The sequence below is a fragment of the Methanosarcina mangrovi genome (genome assembly GCF_052057765.1).
Classification (GTDB): Archaea; Halobacteriota; Methanosarcinia; order Methanosarcinales; family Methanosarcinaceae; genus Methanosarcina.
The window spans coordinates 2,905,963-2,927,679 of sequence record NZ_CP195120.1; the positions used below are offsets into that span (position 1 = coordinate 2,905,963).

Below are 21,717 nucleotides of genomic sequence, written 5' to 3' on the forward strand. Positions count from 1 at the left end.
GTCAAAGCATGCAGGAAACCTTGTTTGAACGTATCGAAACAGCCTGGTCTGCCGATGCCGGGGGTTATGACCGGGGGATTCAAAAACAGCTACGCAATAAAAAAGACATAAAGCATTGGCAGGACGAACTTCGGCAGGTGCTTGGTGAGAAACCGTTACATGTACTTGATGTCGGATGCGGACCGGGATTTTTTACAGTTATGCTTGCCAGGTTAAAACATAATGTGACAGCTGTTGATGGCGCTGAGGGAATGGTAAAGCGTGCCGGCACCCATATCAAAAACGAGGCTTTAAATGCAAAAGTGTATAAAGGTGACGCCGTGCTTTTGGATGAAGAGGAGGAAGACAGCCTTGACGCCATAGTATCGCGTGATGTTGTCTGGACCCTCTATGACCCTGAGGGCGCTTTCCTCAGGTGGAAAAATCTGTTGAAACCGGGTGGTAAAATCGTCATTTATGATGGCGATTACAGGCGGGATCAGTCGTCTTTGCGTTACTACGTATTGAAATTGGCCTCAGACCTGATTAATCTCTGTATGGAAGAGAAACACCGGAAAAAACAACATCACAGTTCCGCAGGCAACGGATTCGAGCAACTGCCGATGATTCGGTACAGGCGACCGCAATATGATCGGGAACTGTTGCTGAAGGCAGGTTTTTCAAAAGTTGAGGTGACAAAAGATTCTTTCCGCAACAGTCCATTCCGTCTCGAATTCTGGAGATACGGGTATCAGGGAAAAAAATTCCGTGTAATTGCCTACAAGTAAGTGAGCTAATAATTACGGAAATACAGATTCTACGGAAAATACAGACTAAGGCCGACTGCTTTGAGTATTTTGGAGGATTTATACAGGAGATTCTTAAGATACCACGAGTCAGGTCGTTATTAAAAGCCCCGTCATTGGTCATCGGTTAAGGAATTTTCTTGCCTGAAAGCTATCTACTTTGCATTAGAAGCCGGCCTTAAATTTTAGCCTGTTTGCATGAAAGCGATGCCCTGTTCCATTTTACAATTTTCTAAAAATATTTGATAACTGTTGCGGAAATAGAGGCAATTTGTCACAATTCATCAACTTAACCGAAGACAGATGTAGTAATTTTAGCTTTCAGCTTATATTTTTGGTTACTTATTCTTCTGGAAGAACCTCTTTCCCCCGCAAAGAACCGAGAATTGTTCATTGGTCCTCCTGAGCAAAACAAAGCAGGACAAAAAAAGACTCTGTGCTGTTGCACTTGCAGTTCACCTTCCAGGAAATTTTCAATTTCTTCGGATCCCAAAGCAAAACCAGGGCGGGCCAACTAGGGAGGATAAACAAGGGATATCAGCCATCTAATAGTGGACGACCGAAATTATTACAAAGAAGAAAACAAAAACAAGAGAGATAAATCAGAAAAAAAGGGTTTTAGAAAGCTGCATCAACGTAATCGACGGGTCTTTTGAAAACCGCTGTGATCATACCGTTTTCATCGATCTCGTTTGAAAACCTGATCAGCTCCCAACCTTCAATTCCCAGGCTGTTAAGATCTTCCTTTGCTTTTGACCACTCACTGAACCTAATCTCTTTAACATCGTATTCCCAGATGGTCATTTCGATTCATCTCCAGTAAAATTGGGTTAATATTATACTATATATTAACTGGTGGAATCTTCTATATGTATCTTTTTAAAAAATAGATTTGCGATTAAATCAACTTAAGTTGATTTCGAAACAAAACCAGCTATCGGTCATGTAGCAGTAACCGTATACTCCAGGAATAGCTTAAAAACGGGAAGGGGAGGAAATAAAATTGAAGGACTGAGTGTAAAGCTGACACTGAGCCTCAAGCATCAAAGCTCTCAATCTCAAACCTGAGTTTCCAGTCTGAAAAGGCTCCATCACAAGCCAGCTCACTCAGGCAATTTCAAGCTGCCTCAGAGGCACGACATAAGGGACTTCGGCATGTGTGCTTATGCGGGCTTCAACCCCATAGACCTCTGCTATGTTCTCTGAGGTAAGTACCGAACCAGGGGAACCCGCAGCAATGATTTTTCCCTGCTGCATCATGATTATGCTGTCCGAATATCTGGAAGCAAGGTTCAGGTCATGGACTGCCATGATTGCTGTTACCCGCTTTTCCCGTACAAGTTTCCTTACCGTTTCCATGACATCCAGCTGGTGCCAGATATCCAGGTTACTGGTAGGCTCATCCAGGAGAATTACTCCGGTCTCCTGAACAAGGGCTCTTGCAATCAGAGCCTTCTGCTGCTGCCCCCCCGACAGTTCATTGAAAATGGAGAGTGCCAGGTCTTCGATTCCCAGAAGTTCCAGGACTTCCCAGACCTTTTCTTCATCTTTTTTGCTATCGAACCAGCTGAGGTGAGGGCGTCTCCCCATCATCACGGTCTCAAAAACGGTAGTCGGGAATACCCTGTTCGAACTCTGGGGGACATAAGCCAGATTTTTTGCAACCTCCAGCCGGTCCATCTGCTTTATATCCTTTCCGTCAACGGCGATCTTCCCGGTTTTTACATTCAGGATCCTATCAATGCATTTCAAAAGTGTGGACTTCCCCGCCCCATTCGGCCCCACAACACTGACCAAACTCGAAGCCCGAATCTCAAGGCAAATGTCCTTCAGGATATGAGTACCCGTATACCCGAATACTACGTCTTTTACCTGCAACTTTACCATCTTGGCATCTCCTTTCTCCATTCCTTCTTTTCACACCCTCTTTCCGCTCTTTTCTTTCCGTTCCTTTCCATGCCTTCTCCCGTCTTCTGGATCACCAGAATTCACTTCTTTTCCTTTTCAGGATCGGATACATGAAAAAAGGGGCTCTCAGTAATGAACAGGCGATACCGGCAGGGACAATCATGGGCCTTATGATGTTTATACCCGGGACATCGGCAGAAATCAGGATTTCAGGCCCATTCCCCCGAAACCAGAAAATCAGCAATGGACTCTATTTCCGGGAGTTCTACTTTCAGCTCCTCTCCTGCAAACCCTGCCCGGAAAACGTCCATATCCGATGGCACTGAAGCCAGGACATGAGTTTTGTCCACGGTTTCCAGCATAAAATGAGTCCCGATTTTATCCGCACGATTGAGAATAAAATACAGGGGTTTTCCAGCTTTTTCTGCAAGCTGTCTTATTTTCTCGGAAAGCCGTATGGACTCATAAGACGGGTCAAGGACCATCAATACGAGGTCGCAGCCTTCCTCAACCCCTCTCCCGAAATGTTCGATACCCGCTTCGGTATCCACAAGCACCAGGTCTTCGGACGTGGTTTCAATGTTTTTCAGCAGGTGTTTAGCCAGCGCACCCATGGGACAGGCACAGCCCTCCCCGAAATCATGGATTTTTCCCACAGCCATCATTTTTATGTTTCCATTCGACACCGTGTACGCCTCAGGAATTTCATGTATCCCCCATTTCTCGTCAAAAATGCTTGCAGCTTCCCCACTCTGAAAAGCCTTCATCATTTTTTCTCCCAAGGCCTTTTTTCCTCCCAGGTAATTCATGAAATCTTCCGGCATTCCAACCCCAAGCTGCCTGTGCAGCCCGAAGTTCGACTCATCGCTGTCCACCACAAGCACATTATACCCCTTTCTTGCCATTTCCTTTGCAAGCAGGGCAGTAATCGTACTTTTACCGCTTCCACCTTTTCCGCATACAAGAACTTTCATTTTTTCACCTCTCTTCGAACATTGTTGTTTCAATAAAGAAAGCTTCCAATTTTGCATACACATCCAATTAATTTTGTCTACAACATCCAATTAATTAAACACCAATTAAAACTTAAGTTAAACTAATTAACATTTGTTATTAATATTTTTAAAATTTATATGCTCAAATAAGAAAAAAGATTCAAGATTGATAAAACTTTCGAAATATTCCCCCTCCTCAAAAATACGTGTCCTCTGATTAATCGGTTGATCATTTCCGGAATCCCGGAGGAAATCTCTTAGTTTTTCTCTCCTGCGCTGCACAGGTCTGACGGACGTCGGTCAGTCAGAGAGAAAGACAATCAATAAACCAACCCTGCAATTGAGAGAAACGGTATACTGAAGAATATTTCCTGCTCAAAGGAATAATTCTCTTAACCCGGGAAACCCATTTTCAATTTACTGGTAAATATAGAACTAAATATGGAACTCACCCGCCAGCCTATCTGGAGGCCCTTCAAAAAAGAAATGAGTAGCGGTCTTTCTAGCTCTTTTAATCTCTTATATGTCGCTCTTAATTCCTGGCTTTTCTCTTCTTTTTTACGGGAAAGACCATCCTCCTGCGTCGAACAATTGATAATTGTTAAACTAATCCTTTTGAGTGAAGCTTATTGCTAAAATCCATAAATTAGTCTGCTTGAGCGAAGCGAAATTCGGGAAGTAAAATTCGGGAAGTAAAATCCGGGAAGTAAAATCCGGGAAGTAAAATCCGGGAAGTAAAATCCGGGAAGTAAAATCCGGGAAGTAAAATCCGGGAAGTAAAATCCGGGAAGTAAAATCCGGGAAGTAAAATCCGGGAAGTAAAATCCGGGAAGTAAAATCCGGGAAGTAAAATCCGGGAAGTAAAATCCGGGAAGCGAAACGCTCTGACGGTCAGGTATGCCAGGATTACTCTTACCTGCAATTACTCGCCACCTGCATATTCCCCTACGATAAGAATGGTTTCTCCGCACTTCGGGCAGGTCTTTTGAGGGCTTATGTTGTACTCCTGGACCTCAAAAAACCCCCTTGCAATTAACAGGCTCCCGCATTCCGGACAGTAAGTATTTTCATGGAGGTGTCCGGGGACATTGCCCACATATACAAAACGCATCCCTTCCTCAATTGCAATCGAGCGTGCAAAGTCAAGGGTCTTTACAGGGGTCGGAGGAAGGTCCTTCATCTCGTAATGGGGGTGGAAGCGGTTGAAGTGAAGAGGAGTATCTTTCCCCAGATTTTTGTAGACCCACTTCGAAAGTTCCCGGAGTTCGTCGGGAGAGTCGTTGCGAGTATGAATTATCAGGTTTACGACCTCCACATGGATTCCAAGTTGTTTTGCAAGCAGGGTGGTTTCGAGTACATGAGCCAGTTTTGCACTGCAAACATCCCGGTAGAATTCTTCGGAAAATGCCTTTATATCCACACTGAAAGCATCCAGACAAGGGGCAATCTTTTCAAGAGCTTCGGGAGTGATGTAGCCGTTGGTCACATAACTTGTCCCGAGACCTGCTTCCTTTGCAAGTTTTGCCCCGTCGTAATTATACTCGTACCAGACGGTGGGCTCGTTATAAGTCCATGAAACCGACTGGCAGCCCGCCATTTTAGCCTGCAGGACCAGCTGGGCGGGGCTGAGAGTTTCCAGGAAAGCATCTTCAGGGACTGTCTGGGAAAGCATCCGGTTCTGGCAGTGCCTGCACCTGAAGTTGCAGCCTACGGTGCCCACGGAATAGGCAAGAGAGCCGGGATAATAGTGGTAAAGAGGCTTTATTTCGATATGCGCCACTGCCTCACTTGCAACAGCTCCGTAGACCAGGGAAAAGAGGGAACCCTCGCAGTTTTCCCGGACCCTGCAGATGCCCCTTTTGCCGGGATTGATTTTGCAGCGGTGGGCACAGAGGTTGCAGAGAACCCTGTTGTCCCCGAGTTTTTCATAAAACATGGCTTCATGAATCATTAACTGACCCCGATTTTGTAAAGAAATCCCATTGCCTATTAACTCATATTCAAATTGAAAGTAACAGAATCGAACTGAAAACAAGGAATCAATTGAAAGCAACGGAATCAAACTGAATTCTTATTATAAACCCTCCCGGCCTATATAAGAATTGAGTGGAATGATTAATGAAAATAGCGATGGAAAATGTATATAAAAAAATGAAAACAGACCGGGAAGAGTAAGCAAATACCTCCTGAAATGCAAAAAACCTGAAAGAGTGGTTAATTAACAGGGGTTATTTAAAAAAGGTTACTGAAAAAAAGGTTGCTGAAAAAAAGGTTACTGAAAAAAAGGTTACTGAAAATGAGTTCTGAAAGGTTGGGGGTACTGAAATGAAGGTTACTGAAAGGGAGAGGTCATCATGAAGCCAAAAATTAATTCCACAAATTTCGGTTCGATTACGGTTAAAAGAAAGATGTTCGAAAACGACATTCTCATCCGTCTGGGCGGACAGGTCGAAAAACGCAGGAAGAAGCTCTCGAAAAAACTCTACGGGACATCTCATAAAATCTCACTTGCCGAAGCGAAATATATCTATGAAAAAGGAGCAGAGAAGCTCATTATTGGAGCCGGGCAAACCGGCTATGTAGAGCTTTCGAAAAAAGCGAAGAAATATTTCAGGAAAAAAGACTGCAAGGTTAAACTCCTTCCAACCCCTGAAGCAATTAAACTCTGGAACAAAGACAAAGGCAGGGTCATTGCAATGTTCCATGTGACCTGCTAAATTATGTTTCCCAGAACTTAACGAATTTTGTAAATGTGAGTTATGGCTCCTCAATTCGTATCGCATCGGCTATATGAATGTTTTCTCCTGTCAAAGTCTTAGAAGGCAATTATGAGAGCAGGCTTACCTTCTCGAATATTAAAAAGCCTGCTTTTCTTGCATTTCGAACACCTATCTCCACCAGCTCAAACAAGAAAATCCCTATTTCATATTCCGGGTGAATTTTTTGAATCGATTACCAGACCCAATTTTTGAGAGTTCAAATCAAACTTTCGCCAGCTCACCCTCACAGCAAGCTACTGGATATATTCACTGCCGTAAACACTATATTCCTTCAATTGCAGAACTAATTCCACAGCATTTACAGAAATTGAGCAGATATTTCCGACGGCAATCAATTTTCCGACGGCAATCAATTGTTTTGATCACAGCCTGAAATCATTACGAATAGTAAATCTAAAGGAGGAAGCGCCTTGAAAATTGCAGTTGTGGAAAACGATAACCAGCAAACGAGTTCAATATTTGAACCGGGATTCATTGCGGTATACGAGGAAGACGGTGGGGAATGGAAGGTCCTGAACCGTTTCGAAAATAAAGTTTGCAACGCGAGAGGTATGGCCGCCGTGCGCATGGCTGTGGGGGATACCATAAAGCAGCTTGGTGATGTAAAAGTAGTGGTTGCAAGTGAAATCCCGGGGATTGCATCCGGCACTTTTCAGGCAGCAGGTTTTGATATATTCCTTGTGGACAGTAACGTGCTGGACGTCCTTGATTCGATCAAAGAAGACATGCTTGAGGCACTTGAAAAGCGACAGGAAGAACCCCGCAAATTCGATATTATGGAGTATCTGGAACCCGGTGAGAACAAAGGTGATTTTTCGATTAATATAGAAGATATCATGTTTAAAAATCCGGAGTTGACTTCAAAGAAAATTCTGATCCCCTATCTGAAAAACGGGGAATTCAACAGGCTGGATGTCGTTTGCGGTCATATGCCGAAGTGGTTTGTCACGGATTTGGGTGCCATGGGTTTCGATTACGAAACTGTGAACGAATCGAGGAATAGAAAGACTGTCAGGATAGTATGCAAGTAAACCCCATGAAAGGCGGGAACTGTCCTGAATGGCAGGTACTGAACATCGTATGATCACGGATTTGATTTAACTCGCCATCGAAGAGTCCAAAAGCATATCAATTCTTGAATCGAGATTTGGACCTGGTTTCCTGGCTTTACCTGTTCTTGTCGAGCAGATTTTCCCGTAACGAAGCTTGTCTGGTAAAATCGGAGAATTGGTAAATGAGAATGGGTAAATTATATTATTGATCAGGGAAAGTAATTACATAATGGCTATAATGGGTGGAAGGGAAACGGGAAGAGGACCTCTGCAGCTTGACATAGGTATAGTTGTATCAGGTCTTGGGGGTAACTCCAACGAGGAAAGGAACCAATTCAATGGTCTTTTTTCCTTTTCCGGCATAGATTTTGGACTTTATATCGGACCATCATATAATCCGTTTCAGACTATAGGGCCCAGTATCGGCATTGGTCTGGTCATAGGGTCCAATGGTTTTCTGGCTGCAAAATTGGGAATTCATTTCCGAAGAGCGTTCGGTCTGGGTATGCTGTTTCCTATAGTTCCGATTTATGGTGTTACCGGAACGAGTTTTTTAGCCGCTTTGCCCGTTTCGGAAGGAGCTAAAGCTGCAGCAACTATCCCATTACTGCTGGTGCCAGCAGCTGTTGTATATCAGGAAAATGTCAAAGAATTACGCAGACACGGAACGGAAATTTTAATGAAAATGAGATCGTATATTTCAGGAAAACGTATTTCATGATGAAAATTGGAATATCGAGATAACCTGTGAAACTTCTGAGATAACCTATGAAACTTCTGAAACAGCCTGGAAGTTTCCCTCCAGCGCTGTTATCTTCGAAATCCTTCTTATTAATTCTTTTTTTCTTCCACACTGAACCTTACGATAAATTCGGTTCCGTGCTCTCTTCTCAGCTCTATTTTACCGTCCAATTGATCCACCAGAATGTTTACAAGCTGCAGACCAAGGGTTTCCGGGCACTCAAAATCGATTTCTTCGGGAATACCGGCTCCATCATCTGAAATGACAAGAGTGTATCCAGTACTTTTTCCGGGAAGCTCCTTTTTAATATCCGGCTCATTTCCAGACTCTTCACTAAAGAGTTTGATTTGGATTTCTCCCGTTTTCTTATATGGAAACGCGTACTTTAAAGAATTGGAAACAAGCTCATTAACAACCATCCCTAACGGGACTGCAATATCCATATCAAAGAAAATATTCTCTTCAAGGTCCGTTTTCAGGCTGATATCGACATTTCCAAGTCTATAAATATGGAAAAGGTTTCCAAGGAGTTTTTCAAGATAAGGAGAAAAATCGAGAGTATCGGTTCCTTCAGCCTCGTGAAGCTCCTCATGGATAAGAGCGATCGATATTACTCTATCCTGGCTTTCCCTGAAGGCTTCAAGAATTTCCGAATCTTTCACATATTCTCTGTTGTTGAACTTTCCGGCCTGGAGATCAAGAAGGGACGAGATAACCTGAAGGTTATTTTTGATCCTGTGATGGATTTCTTTTTTGCGGGCTGTTTCGATTTTCAAAAGGGTATTTTCTGCTTTTTTCCTATCGGTAATATCCCGTACAATAGCTGAAATAGCTACAAGCTTTCTATACGTGTTGAAAATCGGAGAGAGAGTTATTGAAACATTTATAATTGTGCCGTCCTTTTTTAACCTTAAGGTTTCATGGTGCTGAATCTTATCTCCCTGCTGAACTTTCTCAATTAACTGTTTTATTTCTCCTTTAATATCATCCGGTTCAAGTATTGATACACTTTTTCCCAGAATTTCCTCGGCCGAATAACCGTAAATCTGCTCGGCAGCCTTATTCCAGCTTGTAATAATACCATCAAAGGATTCGGTTATAATAGCATCATCTGAAGATTCCACAGCATCCGCCAGTGTCTTAATTTTCTCTTCTGCTCTTTTACGCTCAGTAATGTCCTGAACTATTCCTCTTATTTGAACAGGAATACTCTTCTCATCAAAAATAACTTCGGCTTGTGAATGGACTATGCGTTCTTCCCCATTATCTAAAATAATCCGGTAGTCAATGTTGTAGGGCTTTCCGTTTAAAGCTTCTTTAATGGCATTAGCTAAACAGTCTTTATCGTCTGGATGTACAATACTTAAAGTATCATTGTGAGATAAAGACTTTAGAGGGGAAATTCCAAGAATACGATAAAACTCATCAGAACAGTATATTTTATCACTTACAATGTCCCAATTCCAGTTTCCAAGATGTGCCATTTTTTGAGCTTCAGCAAGGCTCCTTTCACTTTCCTTCAATGAATTATAAGCATTTTCAAGCTCTGCCGTACGTTCTTTGACCTTTGCTTCCAGGCTGTCACGTGCTCTTTTAAGGGCATCTTCCATTTGTTTTCGCTCTGTGATGTCCAGATTGAAGCCTACCCATTCAGCTATTTGCCCTTCTTCGTCCTTGATCGGTCTGCCTATGGCTAATACGTTTCGGTAGGTGCCGTCTTTTGCCCGGAAACGGTGCTCTCGCTCAAAGTCTTCACCGGTTTGAACACAATGGAGCCAGTGGTCTATAGTTGGCTGTACGTCCTCAGGCGGAAGCAGATGAAGCCAGCCAAACTTTTGAACTTGCTCCATCGACATGTTCACCAGTTCAAGGAACGAAGTACTTACAAAGGTACAGTAACCTGCGGCATCGGTCAGCCAGACGCCGTAGGGGATCGTGTCACCGAGAGTCCGGTACTGCTTTTCACTATGCTTTAACGCTTCCTCTGCCTGCTTGCGCTCGGTAATATCCTGGACGATGCCCGACATCCTGCGCACGTTTCCGGTGGCATCCATGCGGTGCCGCCCGGACGCCCAGATCCACCTAACCTCTCCGTCCGCGCGCCGTATGCGGCACTCAAAATTCCAGTCGCTGCACGCAGTCATCGCCTCGTGGAACTTCTCGTCTACCATTGCGCGATCCTCAGGCAGTACGTGCTCGAGAAACATCTCATAAGTCCACTGCGGGAGTAGTTGCTCGTAACCGAAGATGCGGTCATGCTCGAGAGACCGATTGGCGGTGTGATCCACCAGATCAAGATCCCACGCGCCGGTATGGCTGGTTTCAAGCGCAAAGTTCAACAGCTCCTCTCCTACACATAGCGCCTCCTCGGCTCGCCTGCGTTCAATAATGTCAGCAACCTGCCGAGCCAGGATGTCGATCAATATCAGTTCTTGTTTAGCTGGTGTGTGAATCCGGCTGAAATGAGTAGAGACGATGCCTAGCAACTGGCCTGATCGGCTGACCATAGGTGTGGATTGGACGGCTCTTACGTCTTCATTCAATAGCACGCCCAAGGCATCGTTCCCGAGGAAAATAGGACTAAGAGTGATATCCTCTACGATCACACGTTCCAATCGCTCCATTGCAATTCCGCACGCTGCTGCATCTCCTGCGTCCACAAACTCAAAAAATTCTAAAAAAGGAAGGTCAAAACCCCTCTGGGCTGCAATTTTCAGTTTTCCTGTTGACGGATCGAGGATCTGTATGTTTCCTTTGTCCGCTTTTGTTATTGCAATCGCAGCCTCAACGATATTCTGGAAAAGAGAATCGGAATCGCTGCCTTCGATATACTGTGTGCTCAATCCGTGAAGAATTTTTGTGTTTCTAACTTCAACTTCGAGTTTCTCCTTAAGTTTAATTAGCTCATTTTCCACACGCTTGCGTTCGAGAATCTCGGTGCGTAAAGCTCGATTGACTTTCTCCAGTTCGGCAGTCCGTTCCTGTACTCGAATTTCCAGTTCGTCGGCGCTCAGGCGTTCAGAAGTAGTCATAATCCCCTAAATCTGCTTTTAAGTAGAGCATTGGTACTTCCATTAAATTTCCTTTTATCTGATTTCCCGGCAATTATTAATTCTTTTTTCCTAATATTTTTATGGAGTTGATCATAAATCGATTTCTGAAACGATACTCTGAAGGTTATTTTAATATGTAGTATATATTTGTATCAGAAACAAGAATCTAAAAAACTCAGATAGAAGCAACAGAAACCAATATATGTTGGGAGAAACAGCCCAATAAATATAATGTTAAGAAAAATTTTACTTAACTTCCTTTATACTTGGCATCCTTTTCTTCCACACTGAACCTTACGATAAATTCGGTTCCGTGCTCTCTTTTCAGCTCTATTTTACCGTCCAATTGATCCACCAGAATATTTACAAGCTGCAGACCAAGGGTTTTCGGGCACTTAAAATCGATTTCTTCGGGAATGCCAGCCCCATCATCTGAAACGACAAGAGTGTATCCAGTACTTTTCCCGGTAGGCTCCTTTTTGGTAATTTTTTCTTTAATATTTTCTTTAATAAGTTCTTTTTTAGTAAGTTCTTCTTTGCCAAGCTTCTCCATACTAAATTTCTCTTTAGCAAGTTCCTCTTTCCTGTTCGGCTCATTTCCGGCTTCTTCACTAAAGAGCTTAATTTGAATTGTTCCCTTGTTCCTGCCTGAAAATGCATGTTTTAAGGAATTTGAAACGATTTCGTTAACAATTATCCCTAACGGAACCGCAGTATCCATATCAAAGAAGATGTTCTCTTTCAAGTCCAGGTTTAAACTGATATCGACGTTTCCAAGATTGTAGGTCCGGAAAAGATTTTCGACAAGTCTCTGCAGGTATAGTGGGAAATTCAGTGTATCGGTGGTTCTTCCACCCTCTTCGTGCAGTTCCTCGTGGATCAGGGCAATAGACGCCACCCTGTCCTGGCTCTCTCTGAAGGCTTTCAGGACTTCCGAATCCCCAATATCCTTTTTATTGTTGAATTTTTCAGCCTGAAGGTCAAGGAGGGAAGAAATCACCTGCAGGTTATTCTTGATCCTGTGATGAATTTCCTTCTGGCGGACAATCTCGATATTTTCGAGGGTTCTTTCAGCTTTTTTTCGCTTGGTGATGTCAGTGAGCATGCTCAGAGAACCCATAAACCTGCCATCCATATCAAAAAGCGATTTAGCATTTATGAGTACCCACAAGGGTAAGCCATCTTTACGTATTAATTTCAATTCGTAGCTCCCATTGATGCCCTGCTGCCTCCTTTCCAGGTTCAGTTTGGCGAGAGCTTTACTTTCTTCACTGATGAAGTCCCATATAGGTCTGCCAATACCCTCTTCCAGAATGTACCCAAGCATATCCGTTATTTTCTTATTTGCATAAGTGATTACGGCCTTATCATTGATTATGAGTATGCCTTCATTTGCTGTCTCTACGATGTTGCGATATTTTTCCTCACTTTCCCGAAGTTTTTCTTCTGCTCTTTTTCTTTCGGTTATATCTCTGTAAATAACCGAAATAGCAGTGAGTTTTCCATACATATCAAAAACCGGAGAAATAGTTATTGAAACATTTATTATCTCGCCGTCCTTTCTTAACCGTAAAGTTTCATATTGCTGGATCACTTCTCCCTGTTTAACCAGTTCAACTAACTCTTTTTTTTCTCCAGCTAATATGGACGGTTCAAGCGCAGAAATCGGCTTCCCAAGAATTTCCTCAGCCGAATAACCATAAATTCGCTCCGCCCCTTTGTTCCAGCTTGTAATAATACCATCAAGGGATTCGGTTATAATAGCATCATTTGAAGATTCCACTATTTTTGCCAGACTCTGAATCTTTTCTTCTGCTTTTTTACGTTCTGTAATGTCCTGAACCGTTCCCTTTGCTCGAACCGGGTTATTCCGCTCATCAAAAGTAACTTCGCCCTGTGAATGAACTATGCGCTCTAGCCCGTCAGCTGAAATTATTCTAAAATCAATACTGTACGGTTTTCCGTCCAGAGCTTTTTTAACAGTATTATCCACATAGTCCCGATCATCGGGGTGCACACAACTTAAAAATATTTTGTAAGTTATCTTGAATTCTTGAGGACTAAGACCATAAATACGATAAGCTTCATCAGACCAGTATATTTCATCAGCTGCAATATCTCGATCCCAGCTTCCAAGATGAGCCATTTTTTGAGCTTCAGAGAGCCTCCTTTCACTTTCCTTCAACGAATTATAGGATTTTTCAAGCTCTGCTGTGCGTTCTTTAATTTTTTCTTCAAGATCTTCATGCACTTTTTTAAGAGCTTCTTCGGCCCGTTTGCGTTCGGTGATGTCTGTTTGCACACCGTCCCAGATATTTCGGCCGTCGGGAAGCCGGCGAGGATGAGAGTGCAGTCTCATCCAGCGCATCTGGCCGTCGGGCCGCGACATAAGTATTTCCATATCGAAGTCCGACAGCTCGCGGGCGCTGCGCGCCTCGGCTTCGAAGAGCCGTTCTGAATACGTCTGCGGGATTTGCCTGCACAGCGTGTCGGGATCACGCAGTACATCCCGGGAACTTACGCCGTTGAGCCGCTCTATGCCTGCGCTACAGTACAGAAAGCGGACACTTCCGTCGGGCTCACGGGCATACTGATAAAGCGCGCTGTCCGGCAGGTTATCGCTCAGGAGGCGCAGCCTTTCTTCACTGGCTCGCAAAGCCTCTTCAGCCCGTTCTAGCTCTTGTTCCTCCTTTTTTCTATACAAAGCCTGTGCTACAGCAAGTGCGATTGCTTCCAGGTCCTCCTGTTGCTCGTAGCTATAACCGCCTCCACGATTTGCGACAGAAATCATGCCCACAGTTTTTCCATCCAGAATAAGAGGCACGCCAAGAAATGATGTGAGCGGTGGATTGCCTTGCGGGAGACCGATACTGTCAGGATGAGACAGCGGTTCGTTGGTAAAAAAACCTGTTTCACTGTCAACAATACGTCCATAAAGGTCGTGCAGTATGAAGTTTCCTGGAGAACAACGGTGTCCTGCCTTATCGTACATTTTGCACTGAGTCCATTCCGTATCGCCTATTGCAGTGCCATGTAATATCCCATCAGCACCCACTTCACCAATAAAACCGATCCGGCTACCGGTCAAGTCTACGGCTACAGATAAACACTCTTTTCCCAGCTCTTCTTCGGTCTTTGTCTGGATTACAATGCTGAAGATCCGGTTAATCCCTTCAAGAACACTATTGTACCTGCGTATTCTATGATCCCCTTGCTTGTACTCGGTATTGCAGATATTAATCACCATTTTTTTGGATAAACGTGGGTATTATAGACAAATTGTCACTTATCTAAAGATATAGCTCATTGATCTTAAGTATAGGATAATAATCTCGTTTATTTCGTATCTGAAAACTATATCAAATGGTGCACACAATGGTAATAAAATACGATGGTGATATAAAGAAAATTAGGTACCCGTAGAGAACGCAAGCACCGCTTTTAAAATTTGAATATGACAAAAAATGCCACTTTTAAAATTTGAATATGGCAAAAAAGAAGTGGTGAAGACCAGGTGTTCCTGAGTCGGCTCAGCACCTGGCTTAGGGGTAGCCGAGTGCTATTCAGACTTTATTCTGGCATATCAACGGAAAGGAACTTCATATTTGAGATACGAAAGCACGTATAATAGATATTATGTTTTTTTCTTCAGACTCAATAGATTCGGTGGTTTTTTCTTCAGACTCAATAGATTCGGTGGTTTTTTCTTCAGACTCAATAGATTCGGTGGTTTTTTCTTCAGATATTTCTAAAGAAATTGGTAAAGTATATCCGGCACCAGTGCAGGGAGAGTCCGGTTTCAGGCAGTAATCGTGTTCATTCTGGCTTACGAAGAGCGGATCTGCATAGATATCAGTGGTTGACGTGCAGTTCCGGTAGTTACCTGCAGAGTTATTGTAGAGACAGTTATTTTCCAGCACAAAAGTCTGTGTTTCAGGGAGATAATTGATTACTGCATACCCTGTTCCTTCAGGGTCTTTCTTACGTTCCCGGGTATTCACTATGATATTATTGCGAACAATTGTTGTATATCCTGTACCCGTAGGTGAAAGGTCGGGATGGTCATCATATGTAGGATATATGTGAGTACCCGTAGGATACATGTGAATAACTGCAGCATGATACACACCGTCAAAGACATTGTTTTCGATGAGGGTATCGTAAAATCCGCTTGTTATTATGCCTCCCACCCAGTCAATGTTCGGGTTTGTACCGGTACTGTAAAAAATATTGTGATAAATGTGGACGTTCTGTGCCTCTTTCCTGGAGTAGGACTTCGACCAGCCTATCAGCCAGAGTCCGGGTCCGTAAGTGTTGTGGATAGTATTATTATATATCTCCACATCATTGACAGTACCTTCTGTTTTCTCAATTAGAATCCCAGAGTTGCCTGCACTCCAGTGATAAAAGGAGTCGATTAAGTTATCATGGAATTTTATATGGTTTGAGTTCGTTGCTCTAAGGCCGCTGTCAGTCCTGCAGGTTATAGTGTTGTTCCAGGCCTCTACGTTCTGGCAGGAGACGGCAAAAAGACCAGTATGCCCCAATTTGTACACACTGTTATTGTAAAACTGGATGTTGTAACTGCGATCTGCTTTTAACCCTTCTCCATGCCCGTCATGCATGTACATATCATGAACCTGAATATCCCTGGAATTGAGGAAGTGGACCATATTATAGTATCCGAGTCCTTTCTTTTTATCCTCGTTATTGTCATGATTTCCGTCAATTTCAAATCCTTTTATAGTGACTCCATGGACTCCTCTCCAGTCCATCTGCGTTATCAGGGGTTTGGCCACTGGCCAGTCCGCTTTGTCTTTAAGCTCAATTACAGCTGTAGGATCTCCTGTCAGGGTCGTTTTACTTCCAATTAAAATGCTATCTGAGATGACGTATGTATTTGGGCCTCTCAAATAAACTGTTGTAATCTGAGGATTTTCTGCAACATACTCAAGAGCCTGATTTATCTCTACCTGGTCATCAATTCCATCACAGGTGAAGTTTTCACTTCCATAACCATCCACATATACCGTTTCATTTGACGGTATGAAATTTGACTGTGCGAGGTTTGGCTGCGTGAGGTTTGACTGTGTGAGATTTGAAGGTGTAAGGTTTGACTGTGTGAGATTTGAAGGTGTAAGGTTTGACTGTGTGAAGTTTGAAGGTGTAAGGTTTGACTGTGTGAAGTTTGACTGTGTGAAATTTGATTGTGTATAGTTTGACGGTATTAAGGAAGAGTATGACTGTATGGTGTAAAGAACGAACGTTCCCAGTAAAATCAAAAAAATGAGAATTAAAACGGAAAGTCCTATTTTTTCCATAATTTGTCGTACGGACCCAGGATGTTTTTCATTCATTTTATCCCCTGCTTTGAAATATGAACCTGATCTCCAAAAGATCTTTAAAGAATATTATAAATCAGCCCTGATCAAATAAAAACACTATTAATATTATAAATATATTAAATAATTATTATGCTTAAGCTTTTCATTTAATTACCTGAAGGCATATAATATTTACTTAATTATACTCTCAAATCGTTCACTTAACTCTTAATATTAAGAGGTTCCAAAGTATAGTTTAAAAATATGTGAGAAAAAAGAAATCCGGATTGGACTTGAAAGGACTTGAGAAGCCCTTAAAAGGATCCATAGTCGTAACAAAACAGGATAAATAATATTGAATAAAAGAGCCTACAGTTGTAAAAAAGAGGATATTAAAAAATGCTGAGCAACTAGTTATTGAAACGAGGTAGAGAAAGAAGACCGGTTTTTTGTTTCCAGGCATTTTAAAATTCAAGCAGCTTTTTTAGTCGATTTTTGGACTGGATTTATCCCTGATGGAATTACAATGCCCGTGTCAAAGAAAATGTCCTTTTCAAGATCCTTGTCATATGCTTTTACGGTTTCTTCCTCTTTCTTACGTTTAGTAATATGACATTGGACATCTAATTAATCTTTTAAGACATCTATTGCTTTGTTAATGACAGCGGGCGAGTAATTTCACCTTTGTTGCTATCGGAATTGCGAAAGCAAAGGTGCTCCCTTCTCCCTGCTCGCTCCTGAACCAGACATAACCCCCGTGCAGGTTAACAATCTGTTTGACCAGTGAGAGACCAAGCCCGGTGCCCTGGAATTTTTTTGAAGAGAAAGGGTTTACCTGGCTGAAAGGCTTGAAAAGTTTGTGCTGGTCTTCAGCTTTTATTCCTATTCCGGCATCCTTAACCGTTATTTCGACCAGGTCTCCCTTTTTTCTTGCTCCTATTTTTACAAGGCTGTTTTCATAAGAAAACTTTATGGCATTGTCTACAAGATTATACATTATCCGGGTAAACTTGTCCTCATCGGCACAGATTCTCGTAAGCCTGTCATCCATGTCGATTTCAATGTCGATATTTTTTTTATCTGCTACGGGATACAGAACGTTTCGTATCAGATCAAGCTTGGCAGCAAGCTCAAATTCTCTATAATTAAGCTCCATTTTGTTTGCTTCTATTTTAGAAAGATCCAGGATGCCATTGATCAGGTTCAGAAGATGCTTTCCACTGCTGGAAATATTTCCTACGGCTCTTCGTTGTTTTTGATTCAATTCTCCGTATGCCTGTTCATAAAGCATGTCAGAGAAACCTATTATAGAGTTAAGCGGAGTTCTAAGTTCGTGACTCACATTTGCCAGAAAATCGTTTTTGGTACGGTTTGCAACTTCAGCCATTTGTTTTTCATTAAGCAGATTCTCTGAGATTTTCTTTTCCGTAATATCCCCGGCAATATTACTGATAGCAACAAGCTTTCCGGATACATCAAAAACCGGAGAAAGAGTTACTGAGATATTTACTATTGCGCCGTCCTTTTTCATCCGTAAAGTTTCGTGGTGTTTAACCTTTTTTCCCTGTTTAATCTTGTCAGATAATTGCTTTATTTCCCCTTTCAGATTGTCTGGTTCAAGTATAGACATGTTTTTTCCCAGAACTTCTTCAGCCGTATATCCATAAACCTGCTCTGCCCCTCTATTCCAGCTGGTAATGATACCATCAAGAGATTCGGTTATAATAGCATCGTTTGATGATTCAACAACATTCGCAAGTGTCTGAATTTTTTCTTCTGCTTTTTTAAGTTCGGTAATATCACGGGCCGCAGCAAAAACCCCGATAACTTCCCCGGTTTCATCCCGGTAAATCGACGCATTATACAAAACAGGCGTTATGTGTCCATATTTGTGTCGAATTTCTAATGGGTAGTCTCGAACCATTCCTTTCTGGAACACATGTTGATATCCTTCTCTGGCTTTCTCAGACTCCGTAAAATAATCTGAAAAATCAGTCCCTATCAACTCCTTACGAGAATAACCGGTAATGGATTCCGTGGAATTATTTACATCATTTATTTTACCGTCCGGTCCAATAGTTACAAGGGGGTCTATGCTTGCCTCAATGAGACTGCGGTTATACGCATTAGCCAGTTTCAGTGCTTTTTCAGCCCTTTTATGCTCGGTGACATCACGAGCTGCAGCAAAAATCCCGATAACTTCGCCGTTTTCATTCCTATATACGGATGCATTATACAATACAGGTGTAATATGCCCGTCTCTGTGCTGAATTTCCAGAGCGTAATCCCGCACCAGTCCTTCCCTAAATATATGCTCATATCCTTCCCTGGCTTTTTCAGGTTCAGTAAAGTAATCCGAGAAATCAGTTCCAATCAATTCGCTTCTGTTATAACCTGTAACCAGCTCGGTAGCTCTATTTACATCGGTTACCTTCCCGTCAGAACCTATGGTAACCAGCGGATCAAGACTGGCTTCAATCAGGCTGCGGTTATACGCATTAGCTGACTCCAATGCTTTTTCAGCTTTTTTCCTCCCGGTGATGTCCTGAACTATTCCCATCATCCGGACAGGCACATTTCCTTCCCCAAAAATAACTTCACCCTGTTCGTGGACTATCCGTTCTTCTCCACCGGCCAGGATAATCCTGTGGTCAATGCTGTAAGGTTTTCCGTCCAGAGATCCTTTTACGGCATTTTCCACATTCTCTCTATCGTCCGGGTGCACGTAACTCAAAAATATATCGTAAGTTGCCACAAATTCCTGAGGAGTGCACCCGAAAACCCGATAGATTTCATCGGACCAGTATAATTCATTGGTCACAATATTCCAGTTCCAGTTTCCAAGATGAGCTATTTTTTGAGCTTCCGCAAGACCTTTTTCATTTTCTTTCAACGATTGGTAAGCTTTTCTAAGATGAGCTGTCCGGTCTTCAACCAGTTCTTCTAAATTGTCGAGTGTTTCTTTCAGCCTGATCTCTGCTTCTTTTATGTCTGTGATGTCACGGGAAATAGCAAGAACGGAAGCAACTTCCCCGTCAACAAACTCAGGCACTATTTGCGTATTAAAATAGTATTTTTTTCCTTGAGGTGACATATATTCGAATTCCATTGTTTCGGGCTTTCCTGTGGCAAAGACCTTTTCATGGTGTTCTTCCCAGAACATTATCTGCTCAGGATCTCTTCCCAGTCCACTGTGAGTTTTTCCAATTACTTTTTCATGAGGGTGGCCATAAATTTCCACAGACACCGGATTAACATACAGGTGGCGGTTCTGTCTGTCAAAACGAGCAATCAGGTCAGGAGAGTTTTCAGCCAACGTGCGGAATTCGTTCTCACTTCTCATCAGTGCTTCTTCAGCCTGCTTGCGTTCACTGATATCATGGGCAACATGAACGCTCCCAATGAGTTTTCCTTCGGAATCATGAAGAGGTGAGGCACTTACCAGGAAATAGCCTCCAAGGCAGTCCTCGCAGACTTCTGTTGTGTGTTCGAGCCCGTCTTTAAGCAGCTGCCTGTGTGGACAAAAAGAAGGGGGTTCGATCGTCCCATGGATGGCACGATAACAGGTTAACCCCACGCACTCTTCCGGTGTGACCCCCAATTTTGCCGCCATTGCCCTGTTTGCCCGGAGGATCCTGTATTCAGTGTCGATTATGGCTATCAGGTCCGGTACGGCATCAAAGGTATATTTCAAATCTTTCGCGGCTTGAAGAGCAGTTTCTTCTGCTCTCTTGCGTTTGGAGCTCTCGATCTGCTCCCATTTTCCTTCCCTTTTAACCAAAGCAAACTGGTGGTTGATAACCACGTCTACTATTTCGGTTGAGTTGCATTTATCGAGAGAATAAGTACACAGTGCTATCATCCGGTAGTTACCGATAACCCTGTCTATTTCTTCTTCATAATCAACAAAATCATTCCAGTCCTTTTTTTCCAGCCAGAAAGTGTTCCCTGTCAACCTCAAACCTTCGTAGCCATCGGCCAGGGCTTTATTGAGTTTTTCGATCCACCCGTTCAATACTCTTTCCGAATCGAAAACACCCTCTTCTACATACCAGTGTGTGTAAGGAATAATTTCGATCTGCCCTTTCTCAAGGTAAGTATCAAGATCAGGAACAGCTCTTCTAAGGGCTTCTTTTGCCTCTTCCACATCCAGAGGTCGGGATGTAACCCACATGCAAAATTCGTTATTTTCCAGCCCTGCCTTAAAGTAAGGAACCAGTACGTCCATTAAATCTTCTTTTGTCTGGTAGAACTGGCAGAAGTGTGTTCCCCAGGGAATATCCCCGATAATATCAATACCTGAATTTCTTATTTTTCCTTCCCCAAAAATAACTTCACCCTGTTCATGGACTATCCGTTCTTCTCCACCGGCCAGGATAATCCTGTGGTCAATGCTGTAAGGTTTTCCGTCCAGAGATCCTTTTACGGCATTGTCCGCATAATCTTGATCTCCCGGATACACGTGACTCAAAAACGCGTCGTAAGTTGCCCCAAATTCCTGGGGACTGCACCCGAAAATTCGATAAATCTCATCAGACCAGTACAACTCATTGGTCACAATATTCCAGTTCCAGTTTCCAAGATGAGCTATTTTATGAGTTTCTGTAAGGCCTTTTTCACTTTCTTTTAATGACCTGTAAGCCTTTTCAAGCTGAGCTGTCCTGTTTTCAACCAGTTCTTCTAAATTGTTGAGTGTTTCTTTCAGCCTGGCTTTTTCTTCTTTTATGTCTGTAATATCGCGGGAAATAGCAAGAGCAGAGGCAACTTCACCGGCAACAAACTCAGGTATTATTCGTGCATTAAAGTGGTATTCTTTTCCCTGGGATGATGTGTACTCGAATTTTTCTTCCGATTTGCTTATGGCTTCTTCGGAGTGGGTGTGTTTGAGAAGCCTGGCGCACAACTCTTGGTTTGATTTTTCCAGCTCAGCAATCCGTCGCTTCATCCGGATTTCCAATTCTTCGGCAGCTATGCTATTAGAAGTAATCATAAGTCCCCAACCCTGACCTTAAATAGGGCATATTGATGCTTCAATTAAGCCCCTTTTATCTGATTTTAAATTCTGCCTTCCTGGCATT

The 21,717-nt window shown here is 42.8% G+C and carries 12 protein-coding genes; 4 read left to right on the forward strand and 8 right to left on the reverse strand.

All coding sequences use genetic code 11. The features are described from left to right. Positions 1-8 precede the first annotated feature (8 nt). Positions 9-767 carry a class I SAM-dependent methyltransferase gene (locus ACSAZL_RS12960; RefSeq protein WP_440945061.1) on the forward strand — a complete coding sequence of 253 codons (759 nt, stop codon included), beginning with the start codon at positions 9-11 and terminating at the stop codon, positions 765-767. Positions 768-1,403: 636 nt separating this feature from the next. On the opposite strand, the gene ACSAZL_RS12965 is transcribed toward ACSAZL_RS12960, so the two are convergent. The 4 genes from ACSAZL_RS12965 to amrS form a co-directional block, all read right to left on the reverse strand. Continuing rightward, complete coding sequence (locus ACSAZL_RS12965) at positions 1,404-1,589, reverse strand: hypothetical protein (RefSeq protein ID WP_440945062.1); 186 nt, start codon at positions 1,587-1,589, stop codon at positions 1,404-1,406. Positions 1,590-1,892: 303 nt separating this feature from the next. Next, entirely contained in the window at positions 1,893-2,672 is a 780-nt protein-coding gene (locus ACSAZL_RS12970; protein ID WP_440945063.1) for an ABC transporter ATP-binding protein, read from the reverse strand. A gap of 230 nt (positions 2,673-2,902) precedes the next feature. Further along, a complete protein-coding gene (locus ACSAZL_RS12975; RefSeq protein ID WP_440945064.1) occupies positions 2,903-3,667 on the reverse strand; it encodes a nucleotide-binding protein in 765 nt (254 codons plus the stop codon). Positions 3,668-4,610: 943 nt separating this feature from the next. Then, positions 4,611-5,639 carry an AmmeMemoRadiSam system radical SAM enzyme gene (gene amrS / locus ACSAZL_RS12980; RefSeq protein WP_440945065.1) on the reverse strand — a complete coding sequence of 343 codons (1,029 nt, stop codon included), beginning with the start codon at positions 5,637-5,639 and terminating at the stop codon, positions 4,611-4,613. A gap of 403 nt (positions 5,640-6,042) precedes the next feature. On the opposite strand from amrS, the gene ACSAZL_RS12985 reads away from it, so the two are divergent. From ACSAZL_RS12985 to ACSAZL_RS12995, 3 genes are all read left to right on the forward strand, one after another. Then, positions 6,043-6,405, forward strand: a complete 363-nt coding sequence (locus tag ACSAZL_RS12985) for an MTH938/NDUFAF3 family protein (RefSeq protein ID WP_440945066.1) — start codon at positions 6,043-6,045, stop codon at positions 6,403-6,405. 473 nt (positions 6,406-6,878) lie between these two features. Next, positions 6,879-7,499, forward strand: a complete 621-nt coding sequence (gene anfO, locus ACSAZL_RS12990; RefSeq protein ID WP_440945067.1) for a Fe-only nitrogenase accessory protein AnfO — start codon at positions 6,879-6,881, stop codon at positions 7,497-7,499. A gap of 226 nt (positions 7,500-7,725) precedes the next feature. After that, the gene (locus ACSAZL_RS12995; RefSeq protein ID WP_440945068.1) at positions 7,726-8,241 is read left to right on the forward strand and encodes a hypothetical protein; all 516 of its coding nucleotides are present in this window, start codon (positions 7,726-7,728) and stop codon (positions 8,239-8,241) included. A gap of 110 nt (positions 8,242-8,351) precedes the next feature. Here the strand turns inward: ACSAZL_RS12995 and ACSAZL_RS13000 are convergent, their stop codons facing one another. From ACSAZL_RS13000 to ACSAZL_RS13015, 4 genes are all read right to left on the reverse strand, one after another. Beyond that, positions 8,352-11,294 carry a PAS domain S-box protein gene (locus ACSAZL_RS13000; protein WP_440945069.1) on the reverse strand — a complete coding sequence of 981 codons (2,943 nt, stop codon included), beginning with the start codon at positions 11,292-11,294 and terminating at the stop codon, positions 8,352-8,354. A 271-nt stretch (positions 11,295-11,565) separates the two neighbouring features. Next, positions 11,566-14,562, reverse strand: coding sequence for a PAS domain S-box protein (locus tag ACSAZL_RS13005; protein ID WP_440945070.1), 2,997 nt, complete (start codon positions 14,560-14,562; stop codon positions 11,566-11,568). Between the two features lie 352 nt (positions 14,563-14,914). After that, positions 14,915-16,672 (reverse strand): right-handed parallel beta-helix repeat-containing protein, encoded by a 1,758-nt coding sequence (locus ACSAZL_RS13010; protein ID WP_440945071.1) that lies wholly within the window; start codon positions 16,670-16,672, stop codon positions 14,915-14,917. 622 nt (positions 16,673-17,294) lie between these two features. Continuing rightward, complete coding sequence (locus tag ACSAZL_RS13015) at positions 17,295-21,629, reverse strand: PAS domain S-box protein (RefSeq protein ID WP_440945072.1); 4,335 nt, start codon at positions 21,627-21,629, stop codon at positions 17,295-17,297. Positions 21,630-21,717 lie beyond the last annotated feature (88 nt).